Source organism: Pseudoalteromonas sp. McH1-42 (assembly GCF_022347845.1).
GTDB lineage: Bacteria > Pseudomonadota > Gammaproteobacteria > Enterobacterales > Alteromonadaceae > Pseudoalteromonas > Pseudoalteromonas rubra_D.
The window spans coordinates 1-20,333 of the sequence record NZ_JAKRFU010000031.1 but is presented as its reverse complement, the minus strand read 5'-3'; the positions used below and the strand labels follow the sequence as shown (position 1 = coordinate 20,333).

Here is a 20,333-nt window from a genome sequence, read left to right as displayed (position 1 = left end):
CATGAATACAGTACTTAAATGAGGAGTGATGATTTACTTTATTAATTTTTTGTTATCACTTTCTTTACAACAACTGATTTTGTGATTACCTTTGTACCTGTGCGAAATTTATTCAATAACTTTTTATTCTAAAAAATCATTCAACAACAAGTGAAAAGGAACAGCAATGAAACTAACCTATCTTGTCTCTGCGCTCGGCTTACTCTCAACCGCAGCACTGGCTCAAAACACTGCGCCACTGACAGAAGCACAAATGATGCAATACACCAGTAAGGCCAGCAAAGCCATCATTGGTGCCCGTGCCGATGCCAACATTTCGCTCGGTCAGGAGTTTGCGACACTCAGCAGCACAGGCAGCACAGTGATCACACGCACCATCACCCACCCTGATGCCAGCTACATCAAACTACACTTTAAAAATGTGAACCTGGCCAATGGCGGCAAACTGGTTGTGCGCTCAGCAGATGGCAGCGAACGCTACGAGTACACTGAAGCGAATATGCATGCAGCAACCGTGAACAGCAAACTGGGAGACGACGGCGTAACGAGCTTCTCAGCCATGTCTATCTCTGCTGAAACGGCAATCGTTGAATATACACCGGGTAGCGCGTCTGATTCGGGACAAATTTCAACTCAGGCAATCACGCCAGCAGTGATTGATTTCTACGACCATGGCACAGAAAACACGCCGATGATGGAAACCATGAACGCGTCAACCGACGTGGGCATTGAGTCAACGTGTGGTGTTAATGAGCGTCGTGACGTACAGTGCTGGGCAGGTTCAAACCCCACTGAATTTGAACGTTCACGTCCGGTTGCTCGCCTGCTGATGAACGGTAGCGGCCTGTGTACTGGCTGGCGTGTTGGCCCGGACAACCGCATGTTCACCAACGAGCACTGTGTGGGTTCTGCGTCTGAGCTGGCCAACACGGAAGTATGGTTCAACTACCAGCACACCAGCTGTAATGGTTCAAACCTTGAAACTGTAGTGAAAGTCACAGGTAAAGACTTCCTGTCTTCAGACTACACACTGGACTACACCCTGTTCACCATCAACGAGTTCAACAAAGCGGCGCCATTTGGCTACTTTGGTCTGGATGTTCGCGATGCGACACAAGGCGAGCGCATCTATATTCCACAGCACGGTTCAGGTAACCCGAAAGAGCTGGCCATTGAGTCAGATCAGAACAGCAGCGGCAACTGTGAAGCTGACGTCGTAACAGCCAATGGCCGCGGCACTGGCACAGACATGGGCTACTACTGTGACACCATTGGCGGTTCTTCTGGCTCACCGGTTCTGGCTGCATCAAGCAACAAGGTTATTGCACTGCACCACTTCGGTGGCTGTACTAACCAGGGTGTTAAAATCAGCAAAATCTGGCCTGAAGTATCGAGCCACTTCAATGGTATTCCGGATGGCGACAACAACAGCGATCCAATGCCAGTAGCCGACTTTACAGCCAACTGTACAGAACTGGCATGTAGCTTTGACGGCAGCGCGTCTAGCTCACCGAATGGCGCTATCTCTCAGTACGAGTGGAACTATGGTGACAACGCAACAGGCTTTGGCGCTTCTGTAAGCCACACTTATGCCGCTGGCGGTAACTACACAGTGTCACTAACTGTAACAGACAGCACAGGTGCAACTGCGACAACCTCGAAGCAAGTGCCTGTCTATGGCCCAGGTGGTGAAGATCAGCTGCAAAAAGGCGTAGCAAGAACTGGCCTGTCAGCTGCACGTGGCGAGATGACTTACTTCTACTTCGACGTGCCAGCGGGCGCTACCAACATCACCTTTGATATCTCAGGTGGCAGCGGTGATGCTGACTTGTACGTACGTAAAGATGCACAACCCACTACCAGCACTTATGATTGTCGTCCGTACCGTTGGGGTAACACCGAAAACTGTACACGCAACGATGGTGCAGGTCGTTACTGGGTCGGTATTCGTGCCTACAACGCTTACTCAGGTCTGAGCCTGGTTGCGGATTACCAGTAATACTGAATTAAACTTTTCTCCCTAAAAAGGCAGCACAGGCTGCCTTTTTATTTATCTGACCCTCACAACGCGTACCACAGCCCTAACCAGGCACGCAGTGAGTCCTCTGCCAGATCGCTTTCCACCCGGGCAACACCTAAATCAAAATGCAGATCGGTCATCCCGGCAGGCGCAAACCAGTTTGCCCATCCGAGCACTTGCTGACTCAGGTCAACTTGCCACTTCACCCCATAGCTTTTCGCGATCCGCTGACCATCAAGGCGGTGGTGTTTAATAAAGAGTCTGGGCTGACCCAGTGACCAGCTGGATGCCAGTTCATAGCCGTAATAATGCCGGCCGGTGGCAAACTGAAAAGGCAGCTCGGGGCTGAGCACCAGATCGCTGCGGGTGCGACCACTGAGAATATTATTATCAAACCCGCCCAGACGCAGCAACTGAGCGTCACGATACTGAGACTGCACACCCGCAAACCAGGGCCAGTCCCACACCTTGCCATATCCCTGCCAGTCATAACCGTGTCCCTGGCTGTCACCACTCAATATGGCTGCTTTAAGACGATAGCCCAGGGCAGAATCCTGTTGGTAGTATTGCCAGCCATGCTCCAGCCCGGTCCACTGCGTCGTCACGGCCTCACCGCCTTCATCATCATAGTGAGTAACCGCAGCAAAAGGCGCAACAGACAAGGTATCAAAGCGCCACTCATAACTCATACTGGTGCTCAGTCCTGTGCCATGCAACTTGACCAGCTGTGCCTCACCATGCTGGTGACGGCTGTCTAAGCGGTAGTTGCTCAGGTGGGCATCAAAACGCCAGTCTCCCCAGCGGTAGCGCAGCGCGGCAAAACTGCCATCCAGTACATTGTCGCTGCTCTGTGTCAGTCCCAGTTGCCAAGATAATTGCTGTAGCAGATCGCTGCCTTTGACGCCCACGCTCAGCAATTCACTGGCAGCAGTGCTGGCCTGCGCCGATAATGCCACAGACGCATTTTGCTTCAGCCACTGATAATCACTGTGGGTAATAGCGTGCTCCTCAGCGTCATAAATCTGTGCTTCAGGCAGTACTACGGCATCGGTTTTACCCAGCGGCACAGCAAAATCCTCACTGAGGGCAGTGACCGGCTGTTCCGTGATCTCACTATCCAGCGCATGCAATCGCGTGCCCTGCGGCGTAGATTGAGTATATAACAGCGGCTGATCCGCCCGGGGTACCAGTTGTTCAAAAACCGCTTGTCCGGCGGTGATCAGATACAGGCTGTTTTGCTTTATATCGTAACGATACACACCTAGCTGGCCATTCAGGCCCGCAATAAAGTAAAGCCCTTGTCCGTCTGCTTGCCAGCTGGGTGCTGTCAGGTACTGATACCCCTGCGGCATAGGGACACCGCGCACTGTGCCGGATTGCAAGTCTTGTATATACAATTGCCAGTTGCCGTTCAGCGCGGTTTTCAGGTAGGCCAGCTGACGTTTGTCAGGGGCAAGCTGCGGATAATCGTACACAGTGCCGAGGTTGCGCGCCGACAGTGGTGTGACGGTGTTGCTGCTGATCTCGACCCGCACCAATTCAGAAAATCCACTACGTACCTGCTCAGCAAACAGCGTATCTGCGTCCAGCAAAGTAAAACGGCGGATCCCCAGCGACTTCGTTAGTCGCGTCACCTCACCGCTGGGAATATGCCAGCGATACAAATCGTTGACCCGGTTGCCCCGCGTCTCATCAACGCGCGCGCGAGCAATAAAATACAGCGTTTCCTGATCCAGCCACTGCGGATATTGTATGCCTGCAAAATCACGCGCCGCCAGCTCAGCCACCTGCTCACGCTTAAACACGGCCGGGGGCTTATCCGCAATGTCTGTGGGGTCCGCAGCCAAAATGGCCTGTTGTGCTTTGTCGAAGGCTTGTTTGGCTTCAATATTGTCTTCGGTTTTATACACCCGGAGCCAGCGCTCTCCATCTCGGCTGCGCTCTGTCAACGCAATTTGCGAGCCATCCGGGGACAACACGGGATCGTTCGCCGCATAGTCAAACTCTTGCCATAATGGGCTGTTCAGCGTATCCAGGTCGCGCTCTTGAGTCATAGCAAGGTAGGTGTATTCCGCGATAAAGCGACGATACAGCTGTGGCGCACTTTGTCCGAATGCCCCTTCAAAGGCGCTGGCAAAGCTGCGCTTGTGTACGCCATGAACACGCGTCCAGACAGCATCCAGCGTCTCTTTCCCATGCTTGTCCTCGAGCCAGGCCAAAAACCTCACTCCCAGCAAATAAGCCATCGCACTGGAGCGGTAACTGCCATCCCCATTGCTCAGCGCCCCGTAAGACAACAAGGCCCCCTGACGGGCAAACGCACGCAGCAAGGCCTCGCTGTAATTATCATAAAGGCGGCCACGACCCGTCAACCGAGATTCCAACAAGGTGGCATACCCTTCTGCAACCCAGCGGGGTAATACCGCACTGGAAAGATCATAAATATCAAACCAGTCGCGCAGGTGCTGACGCCACACACTGCGGCTGGGTTGAGATAAATGGACCAGGTGGATGTATTCATGCAGGATCAATAGTTGCTGCCAGCCCGGGCTATTGGCAATCACAGAGTCTGACTGTGGCGGCGTGGTAAACAACGCCATCAGCGGGGTGCCAGTACTGGGTAATGCAAAGCCATTTGCCCCATTGATGGGATCAAACACCACCACATCGGCAATACTATCCAGGGCCCGACCCTGTTGCTGTAACACCAAATCTCTGACCAACTCCAGCTCAACGGCTGCGGATCGCGCCCATGCCTGCTGGGTCGGTGTATAGTGTACTCTGAAGTGCTCGGTATAAAGGGTTTGCCAGTCATTGGCGCGAGCCTGAGTGCTCACAACAAGCAGCAAATATGCAGCGCACAACGCAGCAAAAGAAGTTCTCATCAATTGCACAACCATGCTCATCCTCGATGAAGTGATCCAAAGTTGCGCTTAGTATGGCAAAAAATGTGCTTAAGAATCAGTAGGTATTTATCTTTTGAAACACTTTAACCCAATGCAGCTCAAGCATCGCTGTGCTGATCAAGCGAACTGACCATATGTAAAATGCCACCGGCGACGATAAATACCGCAAAAGCTGCAGACAAGCTCAACCCGGCGTACACTTTTGCCAGTGCCAGAATGCCCGCACTACTCCAGGCAAGCAACCCTCTGAGCCTGGCCGTCATCAAACGCGCTAGCCTCAGTTGGCTGACGCACGCAGCCGCGACAATAAATACGATTAAAGGGATTAAAACCAACATAGACCACTCCCGGATCAGGGTTTGCTGGCATGATAATACGACGGCAGCATAGGTTAAGATCAGTATGAGGGTTATTATACGCAAATGATAATTATTATCAACTAGGGAGTGTCATCTTAATAACCGCACCCACTCGCTCACCTCGCTGTTCGTTGCCAACATCAAACTGGCCCTCATGACATTCAATCACATGCTGGCTGAAGGTCAGCCCAATGCCCTGTCCCTCGGTTTTGGTGGAATAAAACGGCGTCAGCACATTGTCGAGATTGGCAAATCCGCCCCCTTCATCCGCCACCTCTATCACCACCGCCGGGCTGAGGTAATAGCTACGTATCAGTACCTGGTGGCCTGCTGGTGTGGCAGTCTGATTGGCTTCGATGGCATTTTTAACCAGGTTGATCAGGACCTGCTCAAGCAACTGCGGATCGCAATGACACTGCTGCGCCTGGCAATCCAGTGCTACACACTGTGCCGGGTGCTGTGATGCAAATAAATCCTGCACTGACGTAAACAACGGGTGGAGCTGCACCTGCTGAACCTGAGGCTCAATGGCTTTACTTATCTCGCCATAACGGGCAACAAAGTGCTGCAAATGCTGACAACGCTGCTCAATGACCCCCAGTGCTTGTCGCTCTCTGGCTGAGTTTGCACGCTCCGCCAGGCTTTGCGCCAATGAACTCACCGGGGTCAGCGAGTTACGTATTTCATGACTGATCACTCGGATCAGTTGCTGCCAGGCTGCCAGCTCTTTTTGCCTCAGCGCTTTGGTAATATCCAGCGCGACCAGTAAACTGTGGCGCTTGCCTTGCTCATAAAAATAGCTGCTGTGCAGCTGCCAGCGGGCTCCCTGTGTGTGACTGACAAACTGCCACCCCTGCTGCGTTTCTTCCAGCCCCAGAGACAGGGCTGTTGCCCCTTTATAATGCTGCCAAGGTTGTCTATACAAGGATTCAAAAGCTTGATTTGCATAGCTTAATCGTGATTCTTCTGTAAAAACCAGGATCGGGGTATTGAGCTTGTCGATCAGCTGATAAATAACAAAGATCTGTGAATTATAACGCGACTTTTGATGATGTAACTGCTCGCCCAGCGCTATCAACTGCTGCTCAAATGCCGCCACCTGCCCGGAACGAAAATGGGGCCGGATCTGTTGACTGAAATCCGCCTGTTGCATGGCCTCAAGCTGCCAGTGTGCGCGCGAAAAAATGCTCTCCAACTTTGCCAGACGCTGTATTTGCAGACGCCACAATAGTCCGCTGACGCCCCCCGCTATGAGCGTACTCTGCCACCATGGCATCGCCTGCTGCCACAATAAATATGACAACAGGGCCACGACGACTAAGCCCAGCATAGCAAGATGCACATGTAGCCCGCGCTCAAAGTTAGCTTTCATTGCGCAGCCCGTATTTGTCCAGTCGGCGGTATAAAGAGGACTTAGTCAGCCCAAGTGCCCGGGCTGCTTCACTGACTTGGCCCTGATGCAGTGCCAGGGTCTGTTCTATCAGGGTTTTCTCGACCTCCGCCAGCGTCCGGCCCGACGGATGTGCCCCCTCATTATACGACAGCTCGGGTTCAGGGCTGGACAGACGCAGCTGACAGTCCACAACACCGATCTGTGCCCCTTCACTGAGCAATAAAGCTCGCTCCATCACATGGCTAAGTTCACGAATGTTACCGGGCCAGCGGTAGGCCAGCAATGCAGCCTGTGCCTCACTATCCAGTGCCTTAGTGTCGAGATTGTAACGTGCCGCGTGGCGCGCAAGCAGATAATTGGCCAGTGGCACTATGTCATCCAACCGTGCACGCAATGGCGGAAGCTCAAAGGTAAAGGTATTGATGCGATACAACAGATCGCTGCGAAACTGCCCTGCGGCCACCGCTTTTTCCAGATCACTATTGGTGGCGCAGATCAGACGAATGTCGGCACGCTCTGTGCGACTGCTACCGACCCGCTCATATTCACCACTTTCCAGCACCCGAAGTAACTTGGCTTGTTGCGTCAGCGGAATGGTCGCAACCTCATCAAGGAACAAAGTCCCGCCATCAGCCAGTTCAAAACGCCCGCTGCGCTGCGATTTAGCATCAGTGAACGCCCCTTTGGTGTGCCCGAACATTTCACTCTCAAACAAACTCTCGGGAATGGCGCCCATATTCACACTGATCAAAGGGCCATCTCGGCGTGCCGACTGACTGTGTAGCGCATCAACGAGGTAACTTTTGCCACATCCACTTTCACCACACAGTAAAACGCTGGCGTCAGTGACTGCGATCCGCTCCAGCTTCCTGAATAAGGTTTTCATGGCCTCTGAGCGCCACGTATAAGCCGGTAACGTGACCTCAGTATCTGCCATCACACTTTGTTGTGTTTGTAGCGCGCTAAGCTTACTTTGCTTTCGGATCGCATCCAGCAATTGCTGGTTTTGCCAGGGTTTTTCGATAAAGTCTGCGGCGCCCAGGCGCATCGCCTCCACGGCCAGTGTCACACTCCCCCAGCCGGTCAAACAGATCACCGCCGGTGCACCATCTAACGACTTCAACCAGCTCAAAAATGCCAGTCCCTCATTGCCGGATGTGGTGTCGCGGGTAAAATTCATATCGAGCAGGATCAGCTCTATTTGCTTACAACTCAAAAACTGCTTAGCCACGTCTGGATGCTCTGCTTCAAACACCTCAAAACCATGATCTTCAAGCAAAAATGCCGCGCTTAAGCGCACCTCCGGATTGTCATCCACAATGAGTACTGCCATCGTATTCCCTGTCCGATTATTACTGCGTTCAGAATACGGGAAATTGACCGAGACGAAAAGCGTCCGACAGACGCTTGTGTCCATGCCGCAGGCACAGCGCTATGAGAAGTGACCTACTCACTGGCTAAGTAGCTTAGTAGTGCCCGTGTCGAGCACGGGATGACGGGGTGTAAAACAGTGAACAGTGCAGCGCGCTAAAGTGGTACCCAGGCAAACATGGCTTGGTGTAAAGCTACGAGTGGGCACACTTCCATATGGAAGGCACCCAGTTACCAAAGTGAACAGTGCCAGGATCTTTAAAACGGCTCACTTCACCTTGCGCAAAGGCCGCGCTAAAGCACGACTTTGCACGATAGCTGCGAAGCCTCGCTTCGGTCTATATTGAGGTACGAGTAGGCACTTCCATGTGGAGGGCATCAGGTTACCAAAGTGAACAGTGCCAGGATCTTTAAAACGGCTCATTTCACCTTGCGCAAAGGCCGCGCTAAAGCACGACTTTGCACGATAGCTGCGAAGCCTTGCTTCGGTCTATATTGAGGTACGAGTGGGCACACTTCCATGTGGAGGGCATCAGGTTCGGGCGTCCATGCCCTCACTTCAGTAAGCTGCGAAGCCGTGCTTCGGTCTTACTGAATCCAACTGATTTTGGTGGTTAGGGTGTGGGATTCACCCGGGGCCAGTGTCACTGCATCATCCATCACATTGGCCGCTTCCAGACACAACATAGTGTGGTATTCATCGTCGCGGAAGTTGCTCAGACGTTTGGACTTTTCTATCCAGGGGTTCCATAACACACAAGAACTTGAGTGTTCGCGGCCCACTTCAATTTTGCCATCTGGCGTTTCAATGATTTGTACTTCGGATGCCTGGGTGTAAACCATGTCGGTTTCGCGGCCAAAGGTGACCACTTCGTTCTGAACAAATGGGCCTTCACCAAACTCAATATAGTTTGCCCCTTGCAACCCATCCACACGGGTTTGGGTTATTGCTGGCGTTGGAAAATAGGTGTGCAGCGCCTGTGTCAGGGTAAACGTTTCACTGCCAGTATTGGTGTTGCAGAGTTTAACTTCAAGCCGGTCACTAAGTACAAACTCGACAGTCAAACTGGACTCAAAAGGCCAGAAAGTACGGTCAATAGAGATCATAGGCAAAGACAACACAATGCGAATTGCAGCATCGTCTTCTTCAACACGCTCTGCACGCCAAACCTGCTTACGCGCAAACCCATGCGCAGGCCAGTCTGGATTAGCATGCACGCCAAACCAAGGCCAACAAATGGGAATGCCACCACGAATAGATTGGCCCTCCAGGTAGGTTTCATCCTGGGATACCCATAACAGGTTTTTCTGACCTGTTGGAATGAACTCGGTGATCTGTGCACCTTGAAGATAAATTTTAGCCTGACACTGAGGTCCGTTAACGTCAAAATACTCCAGGCCGGACTCGGTACGTGCCAATTTTACTGAGGCAGAAAGTTCCATATAACACCTATTTTTAAACTAAACTGGCACTACCTTACCTAAATTGCCCGGGCGGTGTAAGAGGTACCCATCGAATATGAGTGATCTTCATCACATCCCTCGCTTATTACACCTTAAACTGGCCCACCAGGCGGGTCAGTTGTTCAGATAATCGCTGCATTTTATCGCCATTTTCGCTGGTGTTATTGGCCACATCGCTGACACTGTCGGCCGCATTTTTTATTTCAATCACATTACGGTTAATGTCTTCTGCAACGTGCTGCTGCTCCTCAGCTGCGGTGGCGATTTGTGTATTTAGATCACTGATGGTTTGAATCGACTGGGTGATTTCGCTGAACTGGCTTTGCGCAGAGTCGGTCAGTTCAACCGTTTTATCTGTGCGGGTCAAACTGCTGCGCATATCCAGCGACACCCCTTCTGTCATTTTTCTCAACTTGTCGAGCTGTGAGGCAATTTCTTCGGTTGATTCTGAGGTGCGTTGAGACAAAGCCCGGACTTCGTCGGCAACCACCGCAAACCCCCGACCATGCTCGCCGGCCCGGGCAGCCTCAATGGCTGCATTCAATGCCAGTAGGTTAGTTTGTTCAGCAATCCCACGGATCACACTGAGAATTGACATGATATTTTCACTTTCACTATCCAGCTGATTAATATCTGACGTTGCCCGCTTAATCACATCTGACAGCGCAACCACACTGTCTACTGCCTCCGACATCACCGACTGACCCAGCTCTGAAGCCTGCTGAGTTTGGGTGGCCAGCTCTGCGGCATTCGCACAACTGGATGCCACTTCGTTGGCCGTTGCCGCCATCTGATTAATGGCCGTTGCAGCCATTTCAAGGGCTTGTTGTTGCTGCGCAGTTGAACTGGTTAGTTCCTCCGACTCTGAGGCCGTAGCGCCGGCCGTTTGATTGAGCTGCTGAGCGCACGTATTAATATCTGTCACCAGCTGGGCAATCAAATTAAGAAAGCTGTTGAAGCTATCCGCCAATTTGCCGGTTTCATCTTTGCTGTCGACCTCCAAACGTTGCGTCAGATCGCCACCTCCCTGGGAGATGACGGTCAAGCCATCACTGACTTCCACAATCGGGCCAGATAACACATTCGCGATATAGTTAGCCAGTACCACAAACAAAGCCACCAGCACCACACTCAGGATCACCAGCGTCCAGGTCATGGCATTGGCCGCTGCCATCACTTCACTTTGTTCCACAAATGCAATGAACTTCCAGCCCAGCTTCTTCGACGTGTAGATACTGGCGAAGTAATCAGTATCATCAATCTGAATTTCATACAGCCCGGACTGATTACTGGCAAGGGTTTTATACAGACCGTTTTCGACTTGTTTAACATCTTTGAACCGATAGTCACTATGTTTGGCATCGACCAGAATTTTATCTGTGTCTTCCACCAGCATCAGATAGCCCGTTTCACCCAGTTTGACCTCCCGAATGATCTTAGTCAGGCCCTGTAATGAGACATCCATGCCCGTGACACCAATCTCCCGACCATTGGATCTGACGGAGCGCACGGTTGAAACAATCGCCATATCATCCGGTGCCCAATAATAAGCATCGGTCATTGCAGTTTGGCCATTGGCCGCTTGCCCGCTGCGATACCAGGGTCTGGGACGAGGGTCATAGTTTGCACTCACTTCACCCTGAGGCCACTGAATATAACCACCTTCAGTATTACCAAAGTAGATATAAGCAATCCCCGGATGGGTATCTCCAAAGCGCTCAAACAAATCATAAACGGCCTGCTCTGTCTCGCTGCCAGCACGGGAGTTAAGCGCAGTCGCGGTACTATTACCGGTATAAACCTGCACGTCGCTTTGTGCCCGGGTGAGCTTGGGGTTGGTCGCCAGGAACTCGACATTCTTCGCAATTTCATCGAAGAACATACCTATTCCATTATCGACCTGAAGGGCTTCCCGACCACTCATCTCCACGAACTTATCGAGCGCCAGTTGCCGCGTCTGGGACACAATCAGCACAGCGATAATTAAAATAGGCGAGACGATGGCAACGATAAAAGCCAGTCTGAGCTTTTGCGAAATAGTCATAGAGTGGATTCCTCACTGGATGGGTTGGCTGTGCCAACACACTAAAACGCACATACCATAGCGTTGCTGATCAAATTCACGTTATTGCTCAAAAATATAGTTTATAGTTGCGCAACTATCCAAAGGATCAGGGAAAATTCCTGGTGTTCATAGCGGATTTCTTGGAACATAAGAGTGAATGGTCTAGGCTATTGAGAGATAATTTATTCTCACTAACTCAACCATACGGGTATTCTCCCATGCTAAAACGCTCTCGACTCATGACGGCTCTTTGCGGCGCTATGATGTTGTCTTCTGGTCCCGCCATTGCCAGCGAAGATGAACTGGCACAGTTAAAGAAGCAACTTGAACTGCTTCAGCAAAAAGTGCATAAAATGGAACGCGAACAGGCACGCGAAAAAGCACAGGCCAAAGCCGATAAAAAAGCGCGCCAGGCCGACCCTGCCAAGCCCAGTATCAAAGTGGGCGGTGCTGTGCGGACTAACCTCAGCCACACGTCGTATGATGACGACAACAAAAATCGCGGCGGCGATTTTGACTTCGATATTTTTCGGCTTAACTTTTCCGGCAATGTGGGCGGTTTTGGCCTCAATGCCGAGATCCGCTTTTTCGACTACATGACCGCCGTTAAGTATGCCTATTTACATTATGACTTTGCCAAAGACTGGCAGGCACAGCTGGGCATGACCAAAGTGCCCTTTGGTAACTGGCCTTATAATTCTCACAATTACTTTTTTAACACCACTTATTATATTGGGTTAGAAGACGACCACGATATGGGTGTGTTGTTTAAACGCAAAATTGCCGACAACTGGCAGCTGGATCTGGGCTTTTTCAAAAATGATGAACTGGGCGGTGTCGACGGTTATGTAGAAGACCGCAGCGATCGCTATTCCTACGACATTGTTGGCTTTCGCAAAACCGGCGATGGCATCTATGATGACCCAACCCAGCCACTGGGCGAATACAACACCTTTGCCGGCCGCTATGCCTATCACTTCAAGCATAAAGGCGGTACCACCGAGCTGGGCGTCTCTGGTTTAAGTGGTGGCCTGCACGACGGGACCGAAAGAGCCGGTGATTACATGGCCTGGGCTATCCACTTCAACGGCAACTATGGCCCCTGGAACCTGCAATTACAGCACGGTGAGTACGAATACGATGTCGATACACCTGCCACACGTATGGCCGTCGGCGCGTATGCATTTTTTGATTCCATTGCTGCCGAGGCAACGATGAGCAATGCCAATATCGCATACAGCTTACCGGTACAATTTGGCCCAATCACAGGGCTGCAATTCTACAATGACTACGGCATTATCTACGATAAATCGGACGACAGCGAAGACACCTGGATGAACGTCACCGGTGTTTCTCTCTCTGCGGGTGCGTTCTTTAGCTACATAGATTATGTGCTTGCCAAAAACCAACCCTTCGTAGGTGGTTCCATTGCGGGTAACAGCGATGAAACTGAGCGCCGCTTTAATATAAACATAGGCTACTACTTCTAAGTGCCACCAGCAGCGGCGTTTCGGCCGCTGCTTAACGCTTCATAGTGCATAGATATCACACACCACCTCATCACCAACTTGGGTAAATATTACACACAGCGCGAAAATATTACAGCGACTATTCGTCTGTTTGTTTTTAGCTATAATGAACAAAGCAATACCAATTTGCTTAATTAAGTGTTCTATTTTGAGGCGAGAAAATATAGTCGATAACAAGGCAAAAATTTTGCTATTTAGTTCTTCTAAATGAGAAATTTTTAACGCTGTTGGCGTCATATTTGCTCCTTCAAATAGACCAGGTATTAAGTGAAATTGGTATAGGTCACACCGATGATCAACACACGGGATAATACCGGGAAGGACTGCGATGAAAAAACACGCACAAAAACTATTTAACCGTTGCTTCTGGTTACACCTTGCCGGGATCTTATGTGTGGCGCTGGGTTTTATTGGCATGGCGCTGCCCGTGATGCCAACCACGATTTTTTTTATTCTGGCACTGGCTTGCTTTACCCGCTCTAACCCCAAATTAGCCAACTGGCTGCTGGCTCATCCCAAATTTGGTCCCACCCTGGCTGCCTGGCAATCCCATCAAGTTGTGCCAGTCAAAGGCAAATGGGGCGCGGGTTTAGGGATGCTATTTGGCTTTGTGATCTTATGCATGACCACCGCGCCCTGGTTTGTACTGGTCGGCGTCGCGTTAACCGAGCTGATGGTCATGGCCTATCTGCTCAGCAAACCATCCGAGTTGCCCGCCAGCTAACATTTACCACTTTGACGGTGTATGTTTGGCTTCAGGTTTTCTGCGCAGCAACGTTTTGATTGTGGGTCGTACAGAGTATCAACATCACGGCACCGCACATAATCGCTACGTCAGCAATATTAAACACCCCCGTTCGCAATTCACCGATCCCCAGATTGAGAAAGTCGATCACCGCACCATTGTTAAGCACCCGATCAATCAGGTTACTCACACCGCCAGACAACACCAAAGACAAGCCAGTGATCTGGTTACGATTCAAGTCCTCACTTTTCAATGTGTATAGTAAAATCGCCACCAACAGCAAACCAATCACACCAATAAACAACACACTGCGCAATGGCGCTGGTAATTCACTCCCTAAACTCAAAAACACACCGCTATTTTCCCGGTAGCCAAGGCGCACCAGGTCATGCCAGTAGCTGGCCATCTGCCAACCATTTAAGTAGTCACTTGCAAACCACTTACTGAGCTGATCCAGGCACATACCTGCACCCGCTATCACAGATATCCAGTATACACGTTGTTTAGTTGTCATACGTTGTTGTCTTTATTTGTTGGCAGTATGCCACTATAAAACGCGCATTGTGACACCGGCATGACAGGTTGGATGAAATATACATTGTTTAGCAGATACCATACAGAAGATTACAATTGCCCCATGACATTCGCTCCATGCTGCCAATTGAGGCGATTTCAACTACACTCAGAACAGTGAGAAAATAAGGGGGCTGGTGTGCGCAATTTCGTGTTCGTGGCGTTCGTCTGGTGCCTGACATGTGCTTCTCCATTGCTAGCAAAACCCATTCTGCTGGGCAGTCATAGCGTATGGCCACCTTATGTACAGGACGATGATCGTGGTCTCAGCTATGATATCGTTGCCGCAGCCTTTGCTCGCAGTGGCGAAACCTTTGCGCTTGAAGTCGCGCCATTTAGCCGGGCAATGCGCCTGGCACAGAGCGGGAAAGTCGATGTGATCCCGGCACTTTGGTATACTCAGGCACGTGCACAGCAATTTTTCTTTAGCACCGCGTATTTGCACAATGAACTCATTTTTATCTCACTCGCCGCGCACGCCCTGCCTTTTTCTGGATTAAGATCTCTCAATGGCAAACGCGTGTGTATGATCCGTGGCTTTGCTTATCAAAACTTGGTTCGTGGGTATCCCGCTATCGGCGTGATCAGCCAGCTACATTTAAGCGAATGTCTGCAACAGCTGGCCCGGGGCCGGGTCGATGGTGTAATTGCTGATCGGTTTGCCGCGGCCTATGCAATCACCCACCATTTTCAACAAGAGATATTCACCGTACACACTCAGGTCATCGCATCATGGCCACTTCATATTGGAATCCTCAAAACACATCCCCGATCCCGTAAGCTTATCGGCCTGTTCAATCAGGGCCTCAGCGCCATCATCCAGGATGGCACCTATCAACATCTGCTCTCGCAATATCCACAGATCGGCCAGGAGCAAGGTATTAATCCTATCTCACATTAATCACAAACATGTCTTGTACCCGTAACTTAGAGTGAATTATTGAAAGCACTGTCTATAATTTAATCACGCTCTCTTGGTCCGTTGACTTAAAACTGATAGAGATTAACCTGTTAGGTCGTTATCAGTGACACCCTGGCGTGTTAGCGGTGTACGTATCAGTTCGCCGTTTTAAACGCTCCGGCATGGCATGCCTGGGTATGAAATAATGCTTACAAACAAAGTTGACTGGCAGTACCAGAGAATAATCGAACCTTGGGTGATCTGTTATGCAGCTATTACTTCATCGCGCGTTTATTCCGGTCGTTTTGCTGGTTGGACTGCACACTAGTGCAGCGCTGGCCGCAACGACACCGCTCACACAACTCCAATCAGCACTCGAGCAGGGACAATTTGAACAGGCTTATGCATTAGCGCAAGCACAATTCGAGACTGCCGCTGGCGATCCTGCCTTTGATTTTATGTACGCCAGAGCCGCACTCGAAACGGGTCATTATAATGAGGCTGTGTTTGCCCTTGAGCGGGTGCTCGCCGCCAAACCTAATCATCAACCCAGCTTGTACCTGCTAGGCCTGACCTACAACAAGCAAAAGAATTACCCGCAAGCTGCCAGTACACTCAGCTCGCTACTGAATACGCCACTCAGTGATGAGTTTAGACAACAGGTAACGCGTGCGCTGGATGCCATTGAAGACAACCTTGCCAGCCTGAAACAGGAATTAAAGCACCGGATTTCATTGGCGCTGGGCCACGACAGCAACGTCAACAGTGGTACCACAGATGACCGCATAGTGATTGGCGGCCTGCCCATTTTGCTCGATGAAACTAGCCGCGAAGCGTCGGATTCCTTCGCCCGTGCCAGTTATCGTTTTGATGGCCGTTGGCAACAAACTCAACATCAGGCATGGCGAGCCAATCTTCAGGTATCAGATCAACGGCACCAGGACAGCGATGAATTCGACCGAACTCAGCTCAGCGCTAACCTCAGCTACATTCAGGATATTGCGGCCTTTCAGCTGCATCTTGGTACCCAGCTGGGTGTTATGTCACTGGACTCTGCGACTTATCAGCAAGATGCAGGCGTGTTTGGTGCGCTGAGATACGCCATCAATGAACACTGGGCAGCGACCGTCAATATAAGCGCGTTTAATTTGAACAATGTCCGAGACAGTGCTCTTGACAGTCGCTTATATACTTCCGGATTGGCCCTCAGCCGGGCAACCCGAAACTGGCTATTACGCCTGAGTGCGGGATATACCTGGCAACCAGCACGAAACCCTGAAGGCGAGCATTATGCCCGTGACTACAGCCATTTTAGTGCCTCGATGGTGTATCGGTTCAATGATGCACATCGCCTAAATGCCAAAGTGCAATACCGGGATATTGAACACAGAGCAGCGCACCCTTTCTTTTTACAAGTGCGAGACGAAACACTGCATATTGCACACCTGGTCTGGCAATACCAGATAACACCAGCCTGGAGTCTGGAAACTAAGCTGGCTTACTACGACAAAGACAGCTCACTGCAACTGTACAGTTATGATCGTACTGAATGGTCCTTAGGAGTACATTATGATTTCTAATTTTCGCACCCGCTGGCAGCCACTCAGACACAGCACCCACCTGACTCTACTGTTATCCGGCTTGTTCTTTGCAACCGTCAGTCAGGCTGCCCCGGCGGGCAAAACCCTGATGTCCCGTGGCCAAGTAGTGGCAACAGCCAGTGACAGCGCCGAACAGCGCGCACTAAAACGTCGCAGCCCGGTTTTTGATGTCGATGTGGTTAATACCGGACAACAAAGTAATGCCCAGCTGCGTATGCAAGATGGTGCTTTAATCGCCTTAAAGGAAAACACCCAACTGATCATCAATGAATATAGCGGTTCCTCTGAAGAGGATGGCTCTGTTGTGATGGAATTAGTGACGGGCGGACTGCGCACCATTACAGGCAAAATAAAGGGCAACAAAGACAATTATCAGCTCCGCACCCCAGTCGGCAGTATCGGGATCCGAGGCACGCATTATGAAGTTGAATGGCAAGGAGATGCTCTACTGCTGGCCGTATGGGATGGCACCATTGAAGTCAGCGTCAACGAGGAGCCGTTGCTGCTCGGGCAAGAAGGTAACTTTTCCTTTGCCAGTGTCAGCCAAAGCGGTGAAGTAACGCCCCTACTTGCACCACCATCGCAACTGACCCGGCTCACGCCAACCAGCCAGGACGCTGCCAGCGGTAACGATCCAGATGAGCAAAACGATGACAGTAACACTGAGGATACCAGCGCTGAGCTAGCTGACTCTCCTGCTGAGGCAACAACACTGACTATTGCGCAAACCCCGGTAGCCACCCCTCCTACGGCCCAAGAGGCCTTTGAAGCCGCCTTGCCCGATGTCGGTCGGGATATCTCTGATAACGGCTTTATTACGGAAGAGAGCCTCGACACCGTCGGGATCGAGCCCCTTGAAGATCTACTTGCCGAGCGCACCGGGACGGCCCTATACACCACGCTTGAACGCACCGAGTTTAACTCTACTGCTGGCGCAGTCAGCAACATCCAAATGCAGATCAATGTCGACTTCGACAATGGCACAGTGCCGCAAGGCGTGCTGTCGTTTAACGACCAACAAGGCGAATGGTTTGCCGCCTTTAATGGCCTGATCGACGCCAATGGCATGACGCTGGGCGTCAACTTTGCCTCGCATGGGCAAAATCTGGCTGAAGGCACTATCGAAACCCAGTTCAGCGACGAGCTAAATAAGCTGCGTGGCAATTTTAATTTGAATGAAATTGATGAGCCTAGTGTTACCGCTTCTGGCTTGTTTATTTTGAGTCAACCTTAAGGGGGATGGGGGATGAAGCGCTCGCAATTACACCAACTGGGCATTCTGACACTGTTTTGTACCGGGCTTTTAACGGGTTGCTCAGGCGATGGTGACGACACAACAAACACAACACCCAACCAAAATACGACCACTGAACCACCTGCCCAGGATAACGGCGCCGATCAGCCAGATACACCATCAGGCCAGGTCAGTTTGATCCCTTTTGACTATCAGCCCAAGTTCGCAAACCGTACCCTAGCCGCGCGCCAGGTGGTCAACACACAGTTTGTAAACGGAACGGGCAACGTCCTGTTCCCCGATACACAGCGTACCTACCGGGGTAACCTAACCGTCTCGCTGGATGCTATCACCGATCCGGAAGGCGTAAGCCGGGTATTGCTCGGCTTTGACAATGCAGAACGGGCACAGGTTTTATGCGATGGCAATTGCAGCGATCCATTCGCGTTTACCGAAACGGGTATTAACCCGGCTAATTTTGCGCAGCAACCAGGTAGCCTGCAATTACAGGTCTGGGTAGAAGACAACGGCGGCAATCTGACCACAATAGCCACCCAACAAATTACCTGGTTACCACGTAGTATCGCGTTTAACAGCGCGCCACGTAGTGACGGGAGCGCGGCACTGGACTGGCAGCCACTGCCCAGTTTTTTGCGCTATAACGCCTATCTGGCCGAATCACCCATTGATGATGTGCGCAACATCACCACCTTGCCAGGTGGCCAGCGAGTCATCGCTTTAACCGACTCTACGCACACCTTCAGTGGATTAGATCCACAAAAACACTATTACACCCGCATCACTGGCATTGACGGCAGCGGTGAAAGTGCCTTCAGCGAGTCACGCATGCTAGCAGCCTCCAACCTGATCACCCCTGTCGCCGTTGCGGACAGCTTTAGTGGTGTTCAGTTTGAGTCACTCTCGGGTAACTTGCTTAACAACGACAATGCCAATGGCCTCGAACCACTGACCTTGGTCACCACAGCAGTGCGCGATCCACAAAACGGTACGCTGACTCTATTTGCCGACGGCCGTTTTACTTATGAACCCCGAGAGAGCTTCTTTGGCAGCGATGGATTTCGCTATCGTATCGTCAATAGCCAGGGCGTCACTGCTGAGGCCGAAGTCACCTTATTAATTGAGCGCGTTAATCAGGATCCGATCGCCTTTGACAATCACTATGCGCTGACACAAAACAGCGAGCTCACTGTCAGTGGCGCCGGGCTGCTGGTAAATGACATAGACTTCGATGGCGATGCACTCACGGTGAACACCACGCCCGTCACCGATGTACAAAATGGCACCCTGACACTCAATGCTGATGGAAGCTTTAACTATCAACCCAACTCTGATTTTATCGGCACAGACAGCTTTGAATACCAGGTGGAAGATGGCAATGGTGGCTCAAACACAGCCACTATCACACTGCTTATAGAAACCGAAGTCAGTAATTTTCCGCCCGTCGCAGTCAATGACAGTTATCAGACTAACGAGGATGAACAGCTGTTTGTTGACCTCCCTGGTGTACTGGAAAATGACAGTGATGCCGATGAAGATACGCTGACCTTATCGATAATAGAGCAACCCTTAATGGGCACACTGGAACTCAGTGACACAGGGAGTTTCCGCTATACCCCACAACAAAATAGCTATGGCCAAGACTATTTCGTCTATCAAATTGATGATGGCGCAGCCAGTGTGCAGGCTTTTGTGGTGATTGAAGTCAGCGAAGTCAATGACGCGCCTTTGGCCAACGATGACAGTGTTGAAGTCGCACAAGGGCAGCCAGTCAGCATTGCGGTGGCAGCCAATGACCAGGATATTGATGGCAGTCTGAACCCAACCAGCCTGATGCTGATCGAAGGGCCCAGTCATGGTGATGTGAGCCTGAATGCAAACCGCACCCAGTTCATTTATCAGAGTGAACCGAGCTACCGGGGTAGCGACAGTTTTACCTACCAAATTCAAGATGACAGAGGGGCAACGTCCAATGTGGCTCATGTCTTTATCGAAGTCACAGGCAACAACCAGCCACCGATTGCTGTGAATGACAGCGCCACTACGACCCAAGATGTAGCGGTTGCCATAGACGTACTGGCCAACGACAGCGACAGTGACGGCAGCCTGAATTACAACAGCCTCACAGTGGTCAGCGCCCCGGCTAACGGCAGC

15 protein-coding genes are annotated in these 20,333 nt (G+C 51.1%); 7 read left to right on the top strand and 8 right to left on the bottom strand.

Annotated features, from left to right (window positions below; translation table 11 throughout):
• Positions 1–166: 166 nt before the first annotated feature.
• Positions 167–1,999 (top strand): PKD domain-containing protein, encoded by a 1,833-nt coding sequence (locus MHN31_RS21650; protein ID WP_239445300.1) that lies wholly within the window; start codon positions 167–169, stop codon positions 1,997–1,999.
• Between the two features lie 62 nt (positions 2,000–2,061).
• Here MHN31_RS21650 and MHN31_RS21645 read toward each other — a convergent pair whose 3' ends face one another.
• From MHN31_RS21645 to MHN31_RS21620, 6 genes are all read right to left on the bottom strand, one after another.
• Positions 2,062–4,914 (bottom strand): hypothetical protein, encoded by a 2,853-nt coding sequence (locus MHN31_RS21645; protein ID WP_239445299.1) that lies wholly within the window; start codon positions 4,912–4,914, stop codon positions 2,062–2,064.
• Positions 4,915–5,024: 110 nt separating this feature from the next.
• The gene (locus tag MHN31_RS21640) at positions 5,025–5,264 is read right to left on the bottom strand and encodes a hypothetical protein (RefSeq protein WP_125561007.1); all 240 of its coding nucleotides are present in this window, start codon (positions 5,262–5,264) and stop codon (positions 5,025–5,027) included.
• A 97-nt stretch (positions 5,265–5,361) separates the two neighbouring features.
• Positions 5,362–6,657, bottom strand: a complete 1,296-nt coding sequence (locus MHN31_RS21635; RefSeq protein WP_239445298.1) for an ATP-binding protein — start codon at positions 6,655–6,657, stop codon at positions 5,362–5,364.
• The gene (locus tag MHN31_RS21630; protein WP_239445297.1) at positions 6,647–8,011 is read right to left on the bottom strand and encodes a sigma-54 dependent transcriptional regulator; all 1,365 of its coding nucleotides are present in this window, start codon (positions 8,009–8,011) and stop codon (positions 6,647–6,649) included. Before MHN31_RS21630 ends, MHN31_RS21635 begins: the two co-directional genes overlap by 11 nt.
• A gap of 626 nt (positions 8,012–8,637) precedes the next feature.
• Positions 8,638–9,492 carry a D-hexose-6-phosphate mutarotase gene (locus tag MHN31_RS21625; protein WP_239445296.1) on the bottom strand — a complete coding sequence of 285 codons (855 nt, stop codon included), beginning with the start codon at positions 9,490–9,492 and terminating at the stop codon, positions 8,638–8,640.
• A 106-nt stretch (positions 9,493–9,598) separates the two neighbouring features.
• The gene (locus MHN31_RS21620) at positions 9,599–11,557 is read right to left on the bottom strand and encodes a methyl-accepting chemotaxis protein (RefSeq protein ID WP_239445295.1); all 1,959 of its coding nucleotides are present in this window, start codon (positions 11,555–11,557) and stop codon (positions 9,599–9,601) included.
• Positions 11,558–11,817: 260 nt separating this feature from the next.
• Here MHN31_RS21620 and MHN31_RS21615 point away from each other — a divergent pair, with 260 nt between their 5' ends.
• Positions 11,818–13,068: a porin gene (locus tag MHN31_RS21615; protein ID WP_239445322.1), complete on the top strand. Its 1,251-nt coding sequence runs from the start codon at positions 11,818–11,820 to the stop codon at positions 13,066–13,068.
• Between the two features lie 39 nt (positions 13,069–13,107).
• Here MHN31_RS21615 and MHN31_RS21610 read toward each other — a convergent pair whose 3' ends face one another.
• Complete coding sequence (locus tag MHN31_RS21610; protein WP_239445294.1) at positions 13,108–13,344, bottom strand: hypothetical protein; 237 nt, start codon at positions 13,342–13,344, stop codon at positions 13,108–13,110.
• Between the two features lie 91 nt (positions 13,345–13,435).
• Between MHN31_RS21610 and MHN31_RS21605 the strand changes: the two genes are divergently transcribed.
• Positions 13,436–13,831, top strand: coding sequence for a YbaN family protein (locus MHN31_RS21605; protein ID WP_010384960.1), 396 nt, complete (start codon positions 13,436–13,438; stop codon positions 13,829–13,831).
• A gap of 31 nt (positions 13,832–13,862) precedes the next feature.
• Here the strand turns inward: MHN31_RS21605 and lspA are convergent, their stop codons facing one another.
• Positions 13,863–14,366, bottom strand: coding sequence for a signal peptidase II (lspA, locus tag MHN31_RS21600; RefSeq protein ID WP_125561021.1), 504 nt, complete (start codon positions 14,364–14,366; stop codon positions 13,863–13,865).
• Between the two features lie 198 nt (positions 14,367–14,564).
• On the opposite strand from lspA, the gene MHN31_RS21595 reads away from it, so the two are divergent.
• The 4 genes from MHN31_RS21595 to MHN31_RS21580 form a co-directional block, all read left to right on the top strand.
• A complete protein-coding gene (locus MHN31_RS21595; RefSeq protein ID WP_239445293.1) occupies positions 14,565–15,326 on the top strand; it encodes a transporter substrate-binding domain-containing protein in 762 nt (253 codons plus the stop codon).
• Positions 15,327–15,592: 266 nt separating this feature from the next.
• The gene (locus tag MHN31_RS21590) at positions 15,593–16,906 is read left to right on the top strand and encodes a tetratricopeptide repeat protein (protein WP_125561025.1); all 1,314 of its coding nucleotides are present in this window, start codon (positions 15,593–15,595) and stop codon (positions 16,904–16,906) included.
• The gene (locus MHN31_RS21585; RefSeq protein ID WP_239445292.1) at positions 16,896–18,161 is read left to right on the top strand and encodes a FecR domain-containing protein; all 1,266 of its coding nucleotides are present in this window, start codon (positions 16,896–16,898) and stop codon (positions 18,159–18,161) included. The genes MHN31_RS21590 and MHN31_RS21585 overlap by 11 nt, the downstream gene beginning before the upstream one ends.
• Before the next feature lie 12 nt (positions 18,162–18,173).
• Positions 18,174–20,333, top strand: a 2,160-nt coding sequence (locus tag MHN31_RS21580; protein WP_239445291.1) for an Ig-like domain-containing protein, incomplete at its 3' end; no start/stop codon positions are given.

What these genes read in the sequence shown, in the direction of transcription:
- MHN31_RS21625 (WP_239445296.1), bottom strand. Translation starts at nt 9,492, where the DNA reads ATGGAACTTTCTGCCTCAGTAAAATTGGCACGTACCGAGTCCGGCCTG.
- MHN31_RS21640 (WP_125561007.1), bottom strand. Translation starts at nt 5,264, where the DNA reads ATGTTGGTTTTAATCCCTTTAATCGTATTTATTGTCGCGGCTGCGTGC.
- MHN31_RS21585 (WP_239445292.1), top strand. Translation starts at nt 16,896, where the DNA reads ATGATTTCTAATTTTCGCACCCGCTGGCAGCCACTCAGACACAGCACC.
- MHN31_RS21610 (WP_239445294.1), bottom strand. Translation starts at nt 13,344, where the DNA reads ATGACGCCAACAGCGTTAAAAATTTCTCATTTAGAAGAACTAAATAGC.
- MHN31_RS21630 (WP_239445297.1), bottom strand. Translation starts at nt 8,011, where the DNA reads ATGGCAGTACTCATTGTGGATGACAATCCGGAGGTGCGCTTAAGCGCG.
- MHN31_RS21590 (WP_125561025.1), top strand. Translation starts at nt 15,593, where the DNA reads ATGCAGCTATTACTTCATCGCGCGTTTATTCCGGTCGTTTTGCTGGTT.
- MHN31_RS21615 (WP_239445322.1), top strand. Translation starts at nt 11,818, where the DNA reads ATGACGGCTCTTTGCGGCGCTATGATGTTGTCTTCTGGTCCCGCCATT.
- MHN31_RS21605 (WP_010384960.1), top strand. Translation starts at nt 13,436, where the DNA reads ATGAAAAAACACGCACAAAAACTATTTAACCGTTGCTTCTGGTTACAC.
- lspA (WP_125561021.1), bottom strand. Translation starts at nt 14,366, where the DNA reads ATGACAACTAAACAACGTGTATACTGGATATCTGTGATAGCGGGTGCA.
- MHN31_RS21650 (WP_239445300.1), top strand. Translation starts at nt 167, where the DNA reads ATGAAACTAACCTATCTTGTCTCTGCGCTCGGCTTACTCTCAACCGCA.
- MHN31_RS21635 (WP_239445298.1), bottom strand. Translation starts at nt 6,657, where the DNA reads ATGAAAGCTAACTTTGAGCGCGGGCTACATGTGCATCTTGCTATGCTG.
- MHN31_RS21620 (WP_239445295.1), bottom strand. Translation starts at nt 11,557, where the DNA reads ATGACTATTTCGCAAAAGCTCAGACTGGCTTTTATCGTTGCCATCGTC.